The following is a 14393-nucleotide window of genomic DNA, read 5'->3' as shown; positions in this document are numbered from 1 at the left end:
TGTTCGCGTTTATCCACGCATGGCGTGGATCTACAGGTAGTGCCGGCCGCTGGCCGGCAACCGGACATCTGCGGACGAAGGTGAGGAGGATGCCGGCCAGCGGCCGGCACTACCCCAACGGCCGCGCCAGATCCACGTTCTCCACCAGGAAGTCGAGGAACGCGCGCACCCGCAGCGGCAGGTAACCGCCCTGCCCCAGGAACACCGCGTGCACCTCTTCGAGGTCACCCGGGTTGGCGTCTTCCAGCACCGGCAGCAGGCGCCCACCGGCTATGTCGGCCTGCACCTGGAACGCGGCCAGCCGCGCCATGCCCAGCCCGCCCAGCACCAGCTGGCGCAGCGCGTCACCATTGCTGGCGCGGGCATTGCCGTTGGGCAGCACCATGCGCTCGCGGCCGTCCTGCAGCACCGGCCAGCCCTGCATCGCCCGCGCATGGCCGATGTCCAGCCGGTTGTGCGCCAGCAGTTCCTCGGCCGTGCGCGGCAGCCCCTGCCGCTGCGCGTAGGACGGCGCCGCCACGATCATCATCCGCGTCGAGCCCAGCCGCCGCGCCACCAGGCTGGAGCTCTTCAGCGGCCCCGCACGCACGGCGACGTCGGTGCGCTGCTCCAGCAGGTCGATCACCTCGTCGTTCAGCATCAGGTCCACGCCCACCTGGGGATTGAGCTGCAGGAACCGTGGCAGCAGCGGCAGCAGGAAGTGCTGGCCAAAGGGCACGTTGGAATTGACCCGCAGCCGCCCACGCGGCTCGGCATGGGCACTGGCACAGCGCTCGGCCTCCTCCAGGTCAGCCAGCACCCGCAGCCCACGTTCGTAGAACGCGCAGCCTTCCGGGGTCAGTTGCAGTTGCCGGGTGGAGCGCTGCAGCAGGCGCGTGCCCAACCGCTGTTCCAGCCGCGCCACCAGCTTGCTGACCGCCGAAGGCGTCATGTCCAGCGAGCGCGCGGCGGCGGAAAAGCCGCCGGTCTCGATCACCCGTACGAACACTTCCAGTTCGCCGGATCGGTTGATGTCGGGTCGCGCCATGCCAGTGAATCCAGTTCACAGATGATTATCCATCCGCAGTCTAGTTCACAGATGGGGCCGCAATCACCATGGCGCTTCCTCCTGCCGGGATTGCCCGATGCACCGCTTCCGCCATCTTGCCGTCACTGCCCTGATCGCCCTGTCCGGCACCGCCAGCGCTGAACAAGCCAGCCCCAGCCACTGGGTGGCCAGCTGGCAGGCCAGCCCGCAACCGGTCTGGGGCGCGGACTTCCTGTTTCCGACCCTGATCCCGCCCGCCCTGCAGGACCAGACCTTTCGCCAGACTGCGCGCATCAGCCTGGGCGGACCGCGGCTGCGGGTGCGGCTGAGCAATGCCCATGGGCAGCAGCCGCTGCGGGTAGGCGCGGCCAGCGTGGCCAGCGCCGCCGGCAGCGCGCCCCTGGCCCTGCGGTTCGACGGCCAGCCCAGCGTGCTGATCGCCCCCGGCCAGGAACGCCTGAGCGACCCATTGGCCTTGCCCACCCGCGCCCTGCAGGCCGTCCAGGTCAGCCTCTACCTGCCAGCAGCCACGCCGCTGCACAGCTTCCACTGGGACGGCCGGCAGACCAGCTGGATCGCCCCCGGTGACCAGAGCCGAGCGACCACCCTGCACGGGGCCGAACCCACCACCGCGCGCCTGGTGCTGACCGGAATCGATGTCGAGGCGCCAGCCAGCGCGCGCAGCGTGGTGGTCATCGGCGATTCGATCACCGATGGCGCGACCGCCAGCCTGGACCAGGACCAGCGCTGGACCGACCATCTGGCCGCCCGCCTGGCTCCGCGCGGGGTGGCCGTGGCCAATGCCGGCATCTCCGGCGGCCGCCTGCTGCGCGACGGCATGGGCGAAGCCGCCCTCACCCGCTTCCCGCGTGACGTGCTCGACCAACCCGGCGTGGCCAGCGTGATCGTGCTGCTCGGCATCAACGACATCAGCTGGCCGGGCACGGCCTTTGCCCGCGACGAGGCCCGGCCCACCCTGGGCCAGCTGCAGGCCGGCTACCGGGCGCTGGCACGGCAGGCCCACGGCCGGGGCCTGCGGATCCTCGGCGCGACCCTGCCGCCCTTCGCGGGCGCCCTCCCCGGTACGCCACTGGAGGACTACTACGCTGCGGACAAGGACACGCTGCGCCGGCAGCTCAACGATTGGTTGCGCAGCGACAGCCCGTTCGACGCCGTGATCGACCTCGATGCGGCCCTGCGTGATCCCGCTGATCCGTCGCGGATGGCCCCCGCCTTTGACTCGGGCGACCACCTGCACCCCGGCGATGCCGGCAACCGGGCGATGGCCGAGGCGGTGGACCTGCAGGTGTTGATGGGGCCATCCACGCATGGCTCGGACCTGCCGTGACAAACGAAAAACCCCGGGCATGCCCGGGGTCTTCGTGTATCCACTGCTGGCTGCAGCGCCTTACTTGCGCTTCTTGCGCACGTACAGCACCAGCGAATGCTCTTCCAGCTCGTAGCCGTGGTCTGCGGCGATCTTGCGCTGCAGCTCCTCGATTTCGTGGCTTTCGAACTCGATGATCTTGCCGCTGTCCACATCGACCATGTGGTCGTGGTGGCCGCCGCGGTCCAGCTCGTAGACGGCCTGGCCGCCTTCGAAGTTGTGCTTCAGCACCAGGCCGGCGGCCTCGAACTGGGTCAGCACCCGGTACACCGTGGCCAGGCCGATTTCATCGCCGTGCTCCAGCAGCTGGCGGTAGATGTCTTCGGCGGTCATGTGGTGCTGGGCATTGCGCTGCTCGAGCAGCGCCAGGATCCGCATCCGCGGATGGGTCACCTTCAGGCCGACTTTACGCAGGTCGTGGGTTTCCATAGGTCTCCGTTCATTGGCGATTTAGCGCCAGCTGCCTCGGATTGGGTCGCGGTGGCACGCCGGGAGTGTATCATCGGTTTGATTTCCCCAACCGCCAGTACCGATGCGCAATCTTCTGTTGGTCGCCGCCGTCGCCCTGTCCACCACCGGGTGCGGCATCATCTACAAGCAACCCATCTATCAGGGCAACCTGATCCGGGAAGATGCCGTCTCCAAGCTGCAGGTCGGGCAGAGCAAGCAGCAGGTGAATGCGCTGCTGGGCACCCCGTCCGTGCCGGACCCCTTCCACGCCCAGCGCTGGGATTACACCTCCAGCCAGCGCGTGAACCGTCTCGGCCGTACCGAAGTGAAGAACTTCACCGTGTACTTCGAGAATGACGCCGTCACCCGTTGGGATGGCGAGTACTTCCCGGCCAACGACAAGGCCCTGGCCCAGCAGACGGTCCGCCAGTTCGGCCGCAACCTGGCCAAGGACAAGAAGAAGGGTCGCTGAGCCCACCGCCCGCCCTTCGGGGCGGGACCCCGGAGTCAATCGCCGCGCGCGCGACGCCGGCGGTTTTCCTTGGGATCGGCCTGCAGCGGCCGCAGCAGTTCCACCCGATCACCGTCCAGCAACGCCTGCTGCGGGCGTGCCAGCACGCCATGCACGGCGGCGGCCGGACACCCGGCACTGCCGTCGAGGGCGGCTGCGGCAACGGCTTCGGCCACGGTCGCACCTTCCGGCAGCTGCAACCGGCGTGACTGCACCTGTTGCGGCCAGGCCAGTACCACCTCGACCTCGATCATCGCTCAGCCCTCGTCGGCAACGCGGACGAAGTCGTTGACCATGCGGTCGGCCAGGCCCTGGAAACCGATCGCCAGCGCCGGCGCAAGCAGGCGGGATTTCGGCTCAAACTCCAGGGTCAGGGTGACCTTGCAGGCATCCTCGGCCAGGGCATGGAATTCCCAGCGACCGTGCAGCTGCTTGAACGGGCCGTCGCGCAGCTGCATATCAATGCTGTGCGGGCGCTGCAGGGTGTTTTCGGTCTGGAACCAGGTGCTGAACGAACCCAGGCCCAGATCCAGGCGGGCGACCAGGCGGTCCTCGCCCTGTTCCAGGACGCGGGCATCCGAGCACCAGCGGAAGCGGCGCGGATAGGCCTGGACGTCGTTGACCAGGTCGAACATGCGCGCGGCCGAGTGTTCGACCAGGGCGCTGCGGCGGATAGTAGGCATAAAGACGGCGCGTTTCGGCAATCGACCGGGCGGGCCCGAATCGGAGACAATACGGAAATGAGCAAGAACAGCGGCAAGGATAAAGCAAAGAACGCGACGGCCAACAAAACCATTGCGTTGAACAAGCGTGCCCGCCACGAGTACCACATCGAGGAGCGCTTCGAGGCAGGCCTGGCCCTGCAGGGCTGGGAGGTGAAGTCGATCCGCGCCGGGCGCGGCAACATCATCGACGCCTACGCCTACGTGAAGCAGGGCGAGATCTTCCTGATCGGCGCGCAGATCACCCCGTTGATCCAGGCCTCCACCCACGTGGTGGCCAACGACCGGCGCGAGCGCAAGCTGCTGCTGCACCGGAACGAGATCGACAAGCTGGTCGGCAAGGTCGAGCGCGATGGCTACACGATCGTGCCCACGGCTATGTACTGGAGCAAGAACAAGATCAAGCTCGAAGTGGCGCTGGCCAAGGGCAAGCAGACCCACGACAAGCGCGATGCCGCCAAGGACCGCGACTGGGCGATCGAGAAGCAGCGCGTGATGCGTCGCGGAAACCGCGACGCGTAAGAGCTGTCTGTAGAGTCGAGCTTGCTCGACTTGCCTTTTGTAGAGCCGAGCCATGCTCGGCTTGGTTTTCAAGGCAGCCGAGCATGGCTCGGCTCTACAGAGAGGCGGACGGTCAGCCGGCCAGCATGCCCTGCCCGCGCATCCGCGGCGCCAAGGCCGCGTGCATCACCGCCAGGTGCATCACCACCGCCAGCTCTGGCGCATGCCGGTCATCGCCGGCCCGCCACTGCTTTGCCAGCTGGGCCGCATCATCCGGCAACAGCGCCAGCAGCTGCTGGTCATCCAGCGCATCGGCCCGGTGCTGCAGCTGCTGCGACAGCGCCCAGCTGCGGCGGACATGGGTCAGGATGCTCAACGAGGCCAGGGTCAGCAGGGCCACCGCCGCACCGTGCTCGAACCACAGCGCGATGACATCCGGGCCCCACACCATCACCGCCAGCACGGCCAGGGCCAGCATGCGCCAGCCCGGCACCAGGGCCTGGTCGCGACGCGGCCAGTACACCACCACCGCACTGGCCACCAGGAACACCGCCGCCGTCGCCGGCAACGCGGTCAGGCAGGCCGCAGTGACGATCGCAGCCAGTACTGCCCATACCCAGCCGGGCGGCAACGCGCGTCGGCGGTAGTCGGCGCCTACCGGCCCGACCAGCTGTCGCAGGCTGCGTTGTTGGATGGTGTCAGTCACCCGGGGTCTCCGTGTCGTTCCTGGCTCGGATGTTGGCCGCCAGTGTGTCGCAAAATCGTGCCAATGAAGTTAGCAATCCGCTATGACAACGGCTCTACAACTTGTTGCGGATTGCCAAGGTGACTGTTCAGCTGTTTTGCCGTAGCATTGCAACCGTTGGGCAGGCCCGGCACGTGGCAACACGCACTTGGCCTAGTACCTTGCAGAACTTGAAGAAACCGGGGGTGCATTGGTTTCGACGGGGGTTGTGAAGTCGCCTGGCGCATGCCGAGGGGGTAGCTGTCCTCGTAAATCCAGCTGCAAAACTCTAGTTGCCAACGACGACAACTACGCTCCGGTCGCTCTCGCAGCCTAAAAACTGCGGTGCGTGACCTTCTGCCGACTTAGGCGGAGCCTCGAAACTGCTTGTGTCCATGCTCGCAGCGTAGAGTCATTATCATGGAATCGCGCTGGGCGGCTGCCTGTCAGTCCGGCACTAGAACAAAACAGGCTGGTTCCCGGGTGCGCTTTGCACACCGTGCTGCTCGGGGATGAGATTCAACGGTGAGCTAAGCATGTAGTGCTGGGGATGGAGTGCCTTCGGACGGCGGTTCAATTCCGCCCACCTCCACCATCTGTACCGCCCTTCGGGGTACGAAAAGCCGGACACTCCCGTCGATTGGGGTCCGGCTTTTTTGTTGCCTGCGCCCTGCCCTACAGCCAGCGCCGCACCTCGCGCCGGAAGGCGGCATAGTCCGCGCCGAACCGGTCGGCCAGCACCCGCTCCTCCGGCAGGATCTGGAAACGCGTGATCCAGCCGACGAACAGCGGCACCACCAGCAGCGCCGCAGCACTGCCCAGCCACAGCATTCCGCCCAGCAGCACCAGCGCCTGCCCCAGGTACATCGGGTTGCGCGTGTGGCGGTAGATGCCGCCGGTCACCAGCGATGTAGCAGCGGCCGGGCGCAGTGGATTGACGGTGGTCCGCGCGCGGCGGAAGGCAAGCTTGGGCAGCAGGTTCAGCCCCACCCCTGCCAGCCCCACCAGCACTGCAACCCAGCCAGGAACCGGCAGGGCCGGCCACGGCCAGGCATGGGCTACTGCATACCCCATCGCCCCGCACAGCAGCATCACCAGCGGCGGTGGAATCCGGGTTTCCAGCAGGTGCATCGTCATTCCCTGAAAAGCACTGCCAGCGATGGTGTCACAGTCCACCCAGCGCGCGTTTATCCACGTGCTTCCGCCTTGACGCCCCGCCCGCTAGAGTGGCGCCACCGCGCCGGAGGATCGCATGGCAACCACGGGCTTCGGCGTCATCCGCCACACGACCCTCGTCTTCATCGCGCTGCTCCTGCTGAGCGGCTGCGCCACGCTGCGCCAGTTCGGCCCCTCGGTGCAGGTGGCCACGGTCACCCCGGGCCAGTACATCGCCCTCAAGCGCGGCGACATCCTCACCAGCGGCAAGCTCAGCGCGGCGACCATCGAGACGCTGCGGGTGGCGGGCCTGGACGAAACCGCCTGCGCCAAGCCCGGCCTGCCCTGCATCGAGGCGATGGAAGCGAGCATCGTGGTGCGCGAGGAGGACAAGCGCTCGGCGCTGGCCGAACTGTGGCTGCAGCAGGCGATGGCGATGCCCATGCCGAAGGCCCGGCGCGGCACGACGCCGGCGATGCTGGTGGCCGATCCCGGCTTCCAGCCGCGGCTGGATGCGTGGATGCACGTCGCGCGGCAGGCCTATGCGTATCTGTTCTTCACCGAACGCACGGCCAACCAGCGCGGCTTCGAAGACCGCCAGACCCAGGTGCGCGACTACTACAACCTGGCCGTGCAGGAAGCTGCGGTGATGCTGTTCGATGCCTATTCCAGCCATCAGGTCGGCAACGACAGCGGCCGCTTGCGGCTGGGCCGCTGGACCTTCGTGCTGGCCCAGCCCGATGCAGGCACCACGCAGGACACGCGCGAGCCGATCGAGCTGGTCGCGGCCGCCTCGATGTCCTTTACCGGCACCCTGCGCAGCGTGCATCGCCGCGATGGCTTCGGCGCCGAACTGGTGGCGGTGATGGCCGACCCGGCCACGACCGGCCTGGCCGCTGCAGCGCATGCCGACCGCCCAGGCCAGGACGCCGCGCCACCTGAGCGCAGCTGGAGTGAGATGCCCTCGCCCTCGATGACCGTGCTGCTGCGTTTTTCCGGCGCCAACCTGTGGGAGATGCTGCACGACGACGAGCCGGAGCTGGAGATCCACGACCCCTACCAGATCTCGATGGTGCAGCTGCATGGCGAGCAGGTGCCGCTGGCTGCCAACTTCACCGCCGGCTACGCGCTTTGGCTGGCCCGTTCCAACTTCAGCCGGCAATCGCTGCGCTCACTGTTCGGCGGCAAGGGCGGCATCGACCGCCCGCATCTGTTCATGATGCAGCCCTACGACCCCAACCGCCGCGTGCTGTTGATGATCCACGGCCTGGCCAGCAGCCCCGAGGCCTGGGTGAACGTGGCCAACGAGCTGATGCGCGACGACGAGATCCGCAGCGATTTCCAGGTCTGGCAGTTCTACTACCCGACCAACATGCCGATCGCGCTCAGCCACGATGCGATCCGGCGCACGCTCGAGGACGTGATGCAGCACTACGATCCCAGCGGCAAGGCCGTGGCCTCGCATGACATGGTGCTGGTCGGGCACAGCATGGGCGGGGTGATCTCGCGGCTGATGGTGTCTTCGTCGGGCGACCACCTGGTGGATACGCTGCTGGCCACGACCCAACTGAGCCCGGCACAGCGCGAACTGCTGCGCACCAAGGGCCCGCCGCTGCTGACCTTCCAGCCCGAACCGGAGATCTCGCGGGTGGTCTTCATCGCCACCCCGCACCGTGGCACCGACGTGGCCGGCACGCGCCTGGGCCGCTGGATCGGCCGCCTGGTGCGGCTGCCGCTGACAGTGCTGGAAGACGCCGCCAACGTCGCCAAGGAAGGCCACATCGACCGCGACGATGGCAAGCACGGTTACCAGATGAACAGCATCCAGAACCTCGACAAGCACGATCCGTTCGTGAAGGCGGTGGCCGATCTGCCAATGTCACCGCGGGTGCGCTACCACTCCATCATCGCGCGCGCCAGCGCCGACGGGCCGCTGGAAAAAACCAACGACGGGCTGGTGCCCTACTGGAGCTCGCACCTGCCCAATGCGGTATCGGAAAAGGTGATCGTGTCCGGGCACAGCGTGCAGGAAGCCACGCCGGCGATTGTCGAGCTGCGCCGCATCCTGCACGAGGACATGCAGGCGCATGATGCGACCGGCAAGCACCCTTGATTGAACCACGCGACAGGTCGCGCTACCGTCGGTCGGGCCCAACCGGGCAGACAACGGAGATATGGCATGAAGAGGATGTTCAAGCTGTCTGTTGCTATCTGTACCCTCGCCCTGGCATTTGGCGTGAGCCTGACCAGCGTGGCCGCGGAGACGCCGTGCGATGAGTGCTACCGCGCCTACGAACGTTGCATGAAGGAAAGCAACCAGATCCTTTGCTACGGCGCACTGTCCCGGTGCCTGAAGAATTCGACCGGCTGCCAGCCGCCGAACTGATTCCGCGCAAAGACCGTTGGCGATTGAATGCCGCCAACGGTTTTTTCGGATCGGTGTGCATCGCAAGGTGTTCCCCTGACGGGTTCACGGCCGACGATGGCCTCCTGCCCGCACGCCCCGCCTCAGAAATCCAGGCTGTAACCCAGCGTCACCGTCCGCCCACGCCCGGCGAAGTACCGCGCCGGTTCGATCAGCGCGCTCTGCGAGTAGTAGGTGATGTACTGGCGGTCGAGCAGGTTGGCGATGCCCAGGTTCACCTTGCCCTTGGCAAGCCGGTAGTCAACGCCAACGTCGAACAGCGCGTAGCCGCTGAATTCCTTGGCGGCCTCGTCGAAGTTGCGGCTGAAGGCGTACTGCCCCTGCAGGAAGGTCGACAGCTCCGGCGTCCACTGCGCCGACCAGGTCGCGATGACGCGGTTCGGTGCGATGTTCAGGCCATCCAGCCGCGCATCGAGCCGGCCGTCGGCATTGCTGTCGTAGCGCCCGCGGGTCCAGGCATAGGACAGCCCCAGCCGGTGGGCATCATTCAACCGATAGCGCACGCTCGCATCGAGGCCCTCGATGGCGGTCTTTTCGCGGGCGAGCTGGAACGCACCGTCGACCGCGATCACGCGCGTGCCGTACTCCGAGCGTGACTGGAATGCACTGGCCTCGGCTTCCCACGACGGCGAGCGGTAGCGCACGCCGATCTCGCTGTTGCGGGTCAGCAGCGGCTGCAACGAGCGCAGCGATTCCACGTTGGTGCCCGGCGTGTTGATCGAGCGCAGCACGCGGCCGACGTCGGGCATGCCGAAGCCTTCGGAATAGCTGGCGAAGGTGTTGAAGCGCTCGGTCGGCGCGTACACCAGGCCGATGTTGCGCAGGTTCTGCTGGAACTTCAGCTTGCCGCCCTGCACCGCCACGCGGTTGTAGCGGTACAGCGTGGTGTAGCTGTCGATGCGCAGGTCGGCCTCTTCGCGGCGCCAGCCACCCTGCACGGTCAGCTGCGGCAGCAGTTTGTAGTCGGCCTGCACGAAGCCCGCCACGCTGCTGTAGCGCGAATCGGGCACGTAGGTGCGGCCGGTGCCGTACAGGTCCTGCTTGCCGCTGTCGCGCAGCGTGTCCACGCCGGCGGTGATCTTCAGGTCGCCACCGAGCAGGTCATCGCGGCCCAGGCTGGTCTTGCTGCCCCACTTGGAAGCGGTCGAGCGCGACTGGTCGTACAACGTCCCGACCGGCGCGATGCGCGGGTCCTGGAAGGTGGACGAGTTGTCCGCGCCGAACAAGCCTTCGAACTCCTGGTTGAACACCATCGCCTTCAGCTCCATGCCGGCCAGGTCGTGATGGGTGTAGCTGAGGCCGGTGGTCCAGGCATCGTTCCAGGCCGGCGTACCCGGCGGTGTGCCGCGCACCGATGTGGTGGCAACGCCCAGATCGCGGTTGCCGGCCACCGGTACATACTCGGCCTTGGACTTGATGCGGTAGCGGTTGCTGCTGAACTGCAGCTCCTGGTTGTCGTCGATCCAGTAGCCCAGCTTGGCGTGCAGGTCGTAGGCACGGGTGGACATCAGGTCGCCCTGGGTGACGTCCACGCCGATCGGCGTGCCCTCGCCATCCACCCACAGGCCCTGGTCTTCATAGCCGGCGCCGACGAGGTAATCCCACTTTCCCTTGCTGCCGCTGATGCGGTAATCGGCGCGGTAGCCCGTGGTTTCACCGCGCACTTCAGAGGTCGGCAGCGTCGTCTGCACGCCGAAGTGCTGGTTGACCGCGCCCGGCTCCGGACGCCGGGTGATGAGGTTGATGGTGCCGCCGGTAGCGCCCAGGCCGTTCATGGCGTTGGCGCCCTGGATCACCTCGATGCGCTCGACCAGCGCGTAGTCGATCGTATGCGCCTCGCGGCCGGTGGGGCGCAGCGGGTTCGACTGCGGGATGCCATCGACCAGGATCAGCGGCGTGCGCCCGCGCAGGGTCTCGCCACTGCCATTCATCTTGCCGCGGCTGGGCGTGTACGACGGCAGCAGGCTGGACAGCACATCGGACGAATTGCTGCTGAGGCGCAGCTGCTGCTCGATCTGCTCCTTGCCGATGATCACCACCGTCTGCGGCGCGGTGGCTGCATCCTGGCCGGTACGCGAGGCCGTCACGATGACCTTGTCCAGCGTCTGCGGCGCGGGCGGGGCCTGCTCGGCGTGGGCGTGGGCGCAGACCAGCAACGAAATGGCGACCGTCAGCCGCGAATATCTCAGCACGTGAACTCCTCTTGGGGGGAGGGCGTGGCGATATGGCTGGCCCGGAACAGGGGCGTATCTTTCCCGACGTGTCCGGATGCGTCAAATCGTGCCGCGGACCAGCGGCGGCCCGCTCCGCGCCAGCCACCCATCCCGGCATACCCCCTGCCCTGCGTTCCGTGGCATGCTCCGTGAAACCGTTTTCATGGAATGGAGGGATTCCACGATGTTGTCGCGTCTTCGCCGGCCCGCACTGTGCGCGCTGCTGGCCCTTGCTCTGCCTGCCGCTACCTGGGCAGCCCAACCGCCCACCCCGCTGAAGGTGATGTCCTTCAACGTGCGCACCCCCGCCGATACCGAACCGGGCAAGCGCTGGGACGACCGTCGCGATGTGATGGTCAAGGTCATCCTCGATGCGCACCCGGCCGTGGTCGGCACCCAGGAACTGGTGCAGGAACAGGCCACCTACCTGGCCGCCCACCTGCCCGGCTACCGCTGGTTCGGCGAAGGCCGCCGCGGTGGCGAGGGCGATGAGCACATGGGCGTGTTCTACGACAGCAAGGTGCTGGCGATCGAGGAGTCCGGCAACTTCTGGCTGTCCGATACCCCGGACGTGCCCGGCAGCATCACCTGGGGCAACCTGTACCCGCGCATGGTCACCTGGGCGCTGTTCCGCCGCCTCGATGATGGCCGCCGCTTCTACTTCATGGACACCCACCTGCCCTACCGCGACGAGGACGAGCCGCGCCGGATCAAGGGTGCCGAGCTGATCGCCAAGCGCCTGGATACGCTGCCCGCCGACCTGCCGGTGGTGCTGACCGGTGATTTCAACACCGAGCCGGGCAGCGAAACCTACAAGGCCTTCACCCGCGTGCTGCAGGACACCCGTACGCAGGTGAAGGCGCCGAAGGGCCCGCGCGAAACCTTCCACGATTTCACCGGCAAGGCCACCGTGCAGCTGGACTGGGTGCTGGTGCGCGGCTTCCATGCCCGCAGCTTCACCACCGATGACCGCCGCATCGGCGGCGTGCTGCCGTCGGACCACTTCCCGCTGGTGGTTGAGCTGGACTGGCCGAAGCGCTGACGGCCGCAAACAACGAGGGGACGGATGCCTGCGCATCCGTCCCCTCGTCGTTGTTGCAGTCCCGCGGTTACTGCGCCTGCGCCACGCTCGGCGCCTGCGGCGACTGCCCCCAGCCGCCCAGGGCCTTGTAGACACCCACCACGCTGACGTTGACCTCCGCCTCGGCCGCGGCCAGTGCATCGTCGGCGGCCAGCTGCGTGCGCTGCGCATCCAGCAGGGTCAGGAAGTCCTCCGAGCCTTCGCGGAAGCGGATCTGCGCCAGCGACTCGGCACGCCGTGCCGCCTGCGCCTGCTCGACCACGATGGCCAGCCGCGCCTGCTGCTTGGAGTAGCGGGTCAGCGCGTTCTCGGTGTCTTCCAGCGCCAGCAGCACTGCCTGCTCGTACTGCGCGGCCACGCCTTCGGCCTCGGCCTTGCTGGCACGCAGGCGTGCACGCACGGTGCCGAAGTCGAACGCGGCCCAGCTCAGCGAGGGCGTCAGCGACCAGGCCTTGTTGTTGCCGTTGACCAGGCCGCTGGCATCGCCGCCGAGGAAGCCGACGAAACCGGACAGCGACAGCCGCGGGAACAGATCGGCCGTGGCCACGCCCACGCGCGCGGTGGCAGCGGCCAAGCGACGTTCGGCCACGCGCACGTCGGCGCGTTGGCGCAGCAGTTCGCGGGTGTCACCCAGCGGCAACGCCTTGGCGAACGCCGGCACGTCCTGCGGCGCCAGCATCGCGGTCAGCACTTCCGGACGCTGGCCCAGCAGCACCGCCAGGCGGTTGCGCGACTGTGCCTCGGACACTTCCAGCAGCGGGATGTCGGCCTCGATCGCCTTCAGGCGGGCGCGGCTGCTCTGCACATCCAGCTCGCTGCCGGCGCCCAGTTCCCAGCGCGCCTCGGTCAGCTTCTGCGTATCGCGCAGGTTTTCCAGCGTGTGCTGGGCCACCGCGATGCGCTTCTGCGTGCCGCGCAGCTCGAAGTAATTGCGCGCCACTTCGGCGGCGACCAGCACCTGGGCATCGGCCAGGTTGGCCTGTTCGGCGCCGAGATCGGCGCGAGCGGCTTCAGCAGCGCGGCGCTTGCGGCCGAACAGATCCAGCTCCCAGCCGGCGTCGAAGCCGAGCTGGTAGCTTTCACTGAACACCCGCTGCCCACCCAGCTGCGGATCAGGTTGCTTGCGGCGATCGTAGCTGCCGCCAGCGGTGACATGTGGGGCCTGGTCGAAGCGGCTTTCGACGAACACCGCACGGGCCTGGCTGACGCGGGCCACAGCCACGCGCAGGTCCAGGTTCTCTGACAGTGCGCCGTGCACCAGTTCTTCCAGCACCGGATCATCGAACTGCGCCCACCAGCTGGCCACCGGCGAGGCGGTGCTGAACACCGCCTGCTGTGCGCCCTGCAGGACCACCGGCTCCTGCGCCGGGGCCTTGTAGTTGGGGCCGACGCTGACACACCCTGCCAGCACCAGGCTGGAGATGGCCATCGCCAACGTGCGGATCACCATGGCAGCACCCCACCCAGGTAGGTGAAGCTGCCGCTGGCACCGGCCTCGCCGATCAGCGCCATTTCCACGCTGGAACGCGCACCTTCGCTGATCTCGATCTCGCCGTTGCCACCGTTCATGTCGGTCTTCACGTAGCCCGGATGCACGGTGTTGACCTTGATCGGGGTGTTGCGCAGCTCGTACGCCAGGGCCAGGGTCCAGCTGTTCACGGCCGCCTTGGACGCGTTGTACGCGGGGACCTTGAAATCGTAGATGCCCGAGTTCGGATCGGCATGCAGGGTCTGCGAGCCGAGCATGCTGGACACGTTGACGATGCGGCCGGACTTGGCCTGCTTGACCAGCGGCAGGAACGCCTGGGTGACCGCAACCAGCGCGTAGACGTTGGTGTCGAAGGTGCGGTGCCAGGTCTCCAGCGACTGCTCGGACGGCGCCTGCGCCGGGTTCTCGATCATGATGCCGGCGTTGTTGACCAGGATGTCCAGGCGGCCGTGGCGCTGGCGCACCTGCTCGACCGCTTCGGCGATGCTGGCAGCATCGGTCACGTCCAGCTGGATGGCTTCCACCGACAGGCCTTCGCCCTGCAGCAGCAGTGCCTGCTCCACCGCGGTCTCGCGCTTGCGGCCGGCCAGCAGCGTGTGCACGCCGGCCTGGGCCAGCTGGCGCACGGTTTCCAGGCCGATGCCACGGGTGGCGCCGGTGACCAGTGCAATCTTGTTCTGATGGGTGTTCATGGATTCACGCCTTGGT

General features: G+C 67.3%; 15 protein-coding genes and 1 other RNA gene. 7 read left to right on the top strand and 9 right to left on the bottom strand.

Translation table 11 applies throughout. The features are described 5' to 3' along the window. Nucleotides 1-109: 109 nt before the first annotated feature. On the bottom strand, nucleotides 110-1027 hold the full coding sequence (locus C1927_RS09085) for a LysR family transcriptional regulator (protein ID WP_079221553.1): 918 nt from the start codon (nucleotides 1025-1027) through the stop codon (nucleotides 110-112). A 97-nt stretch (nucleotides 1028-1124) separates the two neighbouring features. Between C1927_RS09085 and C1927_RS09080 the strand changes: the two genes are divergently transcribed. Continuing rightward, nucleotides 1125-2375 (top strand): SGNH/GDSL hydrolase family protein, encoded by a 1251-nt coding sequence (locus C1927_RS09080; protein ID WP_108746500.1) that lies wholly within the window; start codon nucleotides 1125-1127, stop codon nucleotides 2373-2375. A gap of 60 nt (nucleotides 2376-2435) precedes the next feature. On the opposite strand, the gene fur is transcribed toward C1927_RS09080, so the two are convergent. Beyond that, nucleotides 2436-2843 (bottom strand): ferric iron uptake transcriptional regulator, encoded by a 408-nt coding sequence (fur, locus tag C1927_RS09075; protein ID WP_005409235.1) that lies wholly within the window; start codon nucleotides 2841-2843, stop codon nucleotides 2436-2438. 103 nt (nucleotides 2844-2946) lie between these two features. On the opposite strand from fur, the gene bamE reads away from it, so the two are divergent. Beyond that, complete coding sequence (bamE, locus tag C1927_RS09070; protein WP_079221551.1) at nucleotides 2947-3336, top strand: outer membrane protein assembly factor BamE; 390 nt, start codon at nucleotides 2947-2949, stop codon at nucleotides 3334-3336. A gap of 35 nt (nucleotides 3337-3371) precedes the next feature. Here the strand turns inward: bamE and C1927_RS09065 are convergent, their stop codons facing one another. Both C1927_RS09065 and C1927_RS09060 read right to left on the bottom strand, forming a co-directional pair. Beyond that, complete coding sequence (locus C1927_RS09065) at nucleotides 3372-3629, bottom strand: RnfH family protein (protein ID WP_079221550.1); 258 nt, start codon at nucleotides 3627-3629, stop codon at nucleotides 3372-3374. 3 nt (nucleotides 3630-3632) lie between these two features. Then, on the bottom strand, nucleotides 3633-4058 hold the full coding sequence (locus tag C1927_RS09060; protein WP_079221549.1) for a type II toxin-antitoxin system RatA family toxin: 426 nt from the start codon (nucleotides 4056-4058) through the stop codon (nucleotides 3633-3635). A 57-nt stretch (nucleotides 4059-4115) separates the two neighbouring features. Between C1927_RS09060 and smpB the strand changes: the two genes are divergently transcribed. Then, nucleotides 4116-4619, top strand: a complete 504-nt coding sequence (gene smpB / locus C1927_RS09055; RefSeq protein ID WP_079221548.1) for an SsrA-binding protein SmpB — start codon at nucleotides 4116-4118, stop codon at nucleotides 4617-4619. 112 nt (nucleotides 4620-4731) lie between these two features. Here smpB and C1927_RS09050 read toward each other — a convergent pair whose 3' ends face one another. Beyond that, the gene (locus tag C1927_RS09050) at nucleotides 4732-5304 is read right to left on the bottom strand and encodes a hypothetical protein (RefSeq protein WP_108746499.1); all 573 of its coding nucleotides are present in this window, start codon (nucleotides 5302-5304) and stop codon (nucleotides 4732-4734) included. 220 nt (nucleotides 5305-5524) lie between these two features. Between C1927_RS09050 and ssrA the strand changes: the two genes are divergently transcribed. Beyond that, nucleotides 5525-5917, top strand: a transfer-messenger RNA (tmRNA) gene (gene ssrA, locus C1927_RS09045). An 80-nt stretch (nucleotides 5918-5997) separates the two neighbouring features. Here ssrA and C1927_RS09040 read toward each other — a convergent pair. Then, nucleotides 5998-6453 carry an isoprenylcysteine carboxylmethyltransferase family protein gene (locus C1927_RS09040; protein ID WP_108747808.1) on the bottom strand — a complete coding sequence of 152 codons (456 nt, stop codon included), beginning with the start codon at nucleotides 6451-6453 and terminating at the stop codon, nucleotides 5998-6000. Between the two features lie 121 nt (nucleotides 6454-6574). On the opposite strand from C1927_RS09040, the gene C1927_RS09035 reads away from it, so the two are divergent. Next, nucleotides 6575-8590, top strand: a complete 2016-nt coding sequence (locus C1927_RS09035) for an alpha/beta fold hydrolase (protein ID WP_108746498.1) — start codon at nucleotides 6575-6577, stop codon at nucleotides 8588-8590. A 66-nt stretch (nucleotides 8591-8656) separates the two neighbouring features. Continuing rightward, nucleotides 8657-8863, top strand: coding sequence for a hypothetical protein (locus tag C1927_RS09030; RefSeq protein ID WP_159095335.1), 207 nt, complete (start codon nucleotides 8657-8659; stop codon nucleotides 8861-8863). Between the two features lie 122 nt (nucleotides 8864-8985). Here C1927_RS09030 and C1927_RS09025 read toward each other — a convergent pair whose 3' ends face one another. Further along, the gene (locus C1927_RS09025) at nucleotides 8986-11094 is read right to left on the bottom strand and encodes a TonB-dependent receptor (RefSeq protein WP_254051562.1); all 2109 of its coding nucleotides are present in this window, start codon (nucleotides 11092-11094) and stop codon (nucleotides 8986-8988) included. Between the two features lie 205 nt (nucleotides 11095-11299). Here C1927_RS09025 and C1927_RS09020 point away from each other — a divergent pair, with 205 nt between their 5' ends. Further along, complete coding sequence (locus C1927_RS09020) at nucleotides 11300-12157, top strand: endonuclease/exonuclease/phosphatase family protein (protein ID WP_108746496.1); 858 nt, start codon at nucleotides 11300-11302, stop codon at nucleotides 12155-12157. A 67-nt stretch (nucleotides 12158-12224) separates the two neighbouring features. On the opposite strand, the gene C1927_RS09015 is transcribed toward C1927_RS09020, so the two are convergent. Together C1927_RS09015 and C1927_RS09010 are read right to left on the bottom strand one after the other, a co-directional pair. After that, on the bottom strand, nucleotides 12225-13646 hold the full coding sequence (locus C1927_RS09015) for an efflux transporter outer membrane subunit (RefSeq protein WP_108746495.1): 1422 nt from the start codon (nucleotides 13644-13646) through the stop codon (nucleotides 12225-12227). Further along, nucleotides 13640-14377 (bottom strand): SDR family oxidoreductase, encoded by a 738-nt coding sequence (locus tag C1927_RS09010; RefSeq protein ID WP_108746494.1) that lies wholly within the window; start codon nucleotides 14375-14377, stop codon nucleotides 13640-13642. The genes C1927_RS09015 and C1927_RS09010 overlap by 7 nt, the downstream gene beginning before the upstream one ends. Nucleotides 14378-14393: the final 16 nt, after the last annotated feature.

Origin of the sequence: Stenotrophomonas sp. ZAC14D1_NAIMI4_1 (assembly GCF_003086775.1) — a bacterium.
Classification (GTDB): Bacteria; Pseudomonadota; Gammaproteobacteria; order Xanthomonadales; family Xanthomonadaceae; genus Stenotrophomonas.
The sequence above is the reverse complement of the archived record's forward strand: the minus strand, read 5'-3'. Positions and strand labels throughout refer to the sequence as shown.

What these genes read in the sequence shown, in the direction of transcription:
- C1927_RS09080 (WP_108746500.1), top strand. Translation starts at nt 1,125, where the DNA reads ATGCACCGCTTCCGCCATCTTGCCGTCACTGCCCTGATCGCCCTGTCC.
- C1927_RS09060 (WP_079221549.1), bottom strand. Translation starts at nt 4,058, where the DNA reads ATGCCTACTATCCGCCGCAGCGCCCTGGTCGAACACTCGGCCGCGCGC.
- C1927_RS09065 (WP_079221550.1), bottom strand. Translation starts at nt 3,629, where the DNA reads ATGATCGAGGTCGAGGTGGTACTGGCCTGGCCGCAACAGGTGCAGTCA.
- smpB (WP_079221548.1), top strand. Translation starts at nt 4,116, where the DNA reads ATGAGCAAGAACAGCGGCAAGGATAAAGCAAAGAACGCGACGGCCAAC.
- C1927_RS09010 (WP_108746494.1), bottom strand. Translation starts at nt 14,377, where the DNA reads ATGAACACCCATCAGAACAAGATTGCACTGGTCACCGGCGCCACCCGT.
- C1927_RS09040 (WP_108747808.1), bottom strand. Translation starts at nt 6,453, where the DNA reads ATGCACCTGCTGGAAACCCGGATTCCACCGCCGCTGGTGATGCTGCTG.
- C1927_RS09085 (WP_079221553.1), bottom strand. Translation starts at nt 1,027, where the DNA reads ATGGCGCGACCCGACATCAACCGATCCGGCGAACTGGAAGTGTTCGTA.
- C1927_RS09020 (WP_108746496.1), top strand. Translation starts at nt 11,300, where the DNA reads ATGTTGTCGCGTCTTCGCCGGCCCGCACTGTGCGCGCTGCTGGCCCTT.
- C1927_RS09030 (WP_159095335.1), top strand. Translation starts at nt 8,657, where the DNA reads ATGAAGAGGATGTTCAAGCTGTCTGTTGCTATCTGTACCCTCGCCCTG.
- fur (WP_005409235.1), bottom strand. Translation starts at nt 2,843, where the DNA reads ATGGAAACCCACGACCTGCGTAAAGTCGGCCTGAAGGTGACCCATCCG.
- C1927_RS09035 (WP_108746498.1), top strand. Translation starts at nt 6,575, where the DNA reads ATGGCAACCACGGGCTTCGGCGTCATCCGCCACACGACCCTCGTCTTC.
- bamE (WP_079221551.1), top strand. Translation starts at nt 2,947, where the DNA reads ATGCGCAATCTTCTGTTGGTCGCCGCCGTCGCCCTGTCCACCACCGGG.
- C1927_RS09015 (WP_108746495.1), bottom strand. Translation starts at nt 13,646, where the DNA reads ATGGTGATCCGCACGTTGGCGATGGCCATCTCCAGCCTGGTGCTGGCA.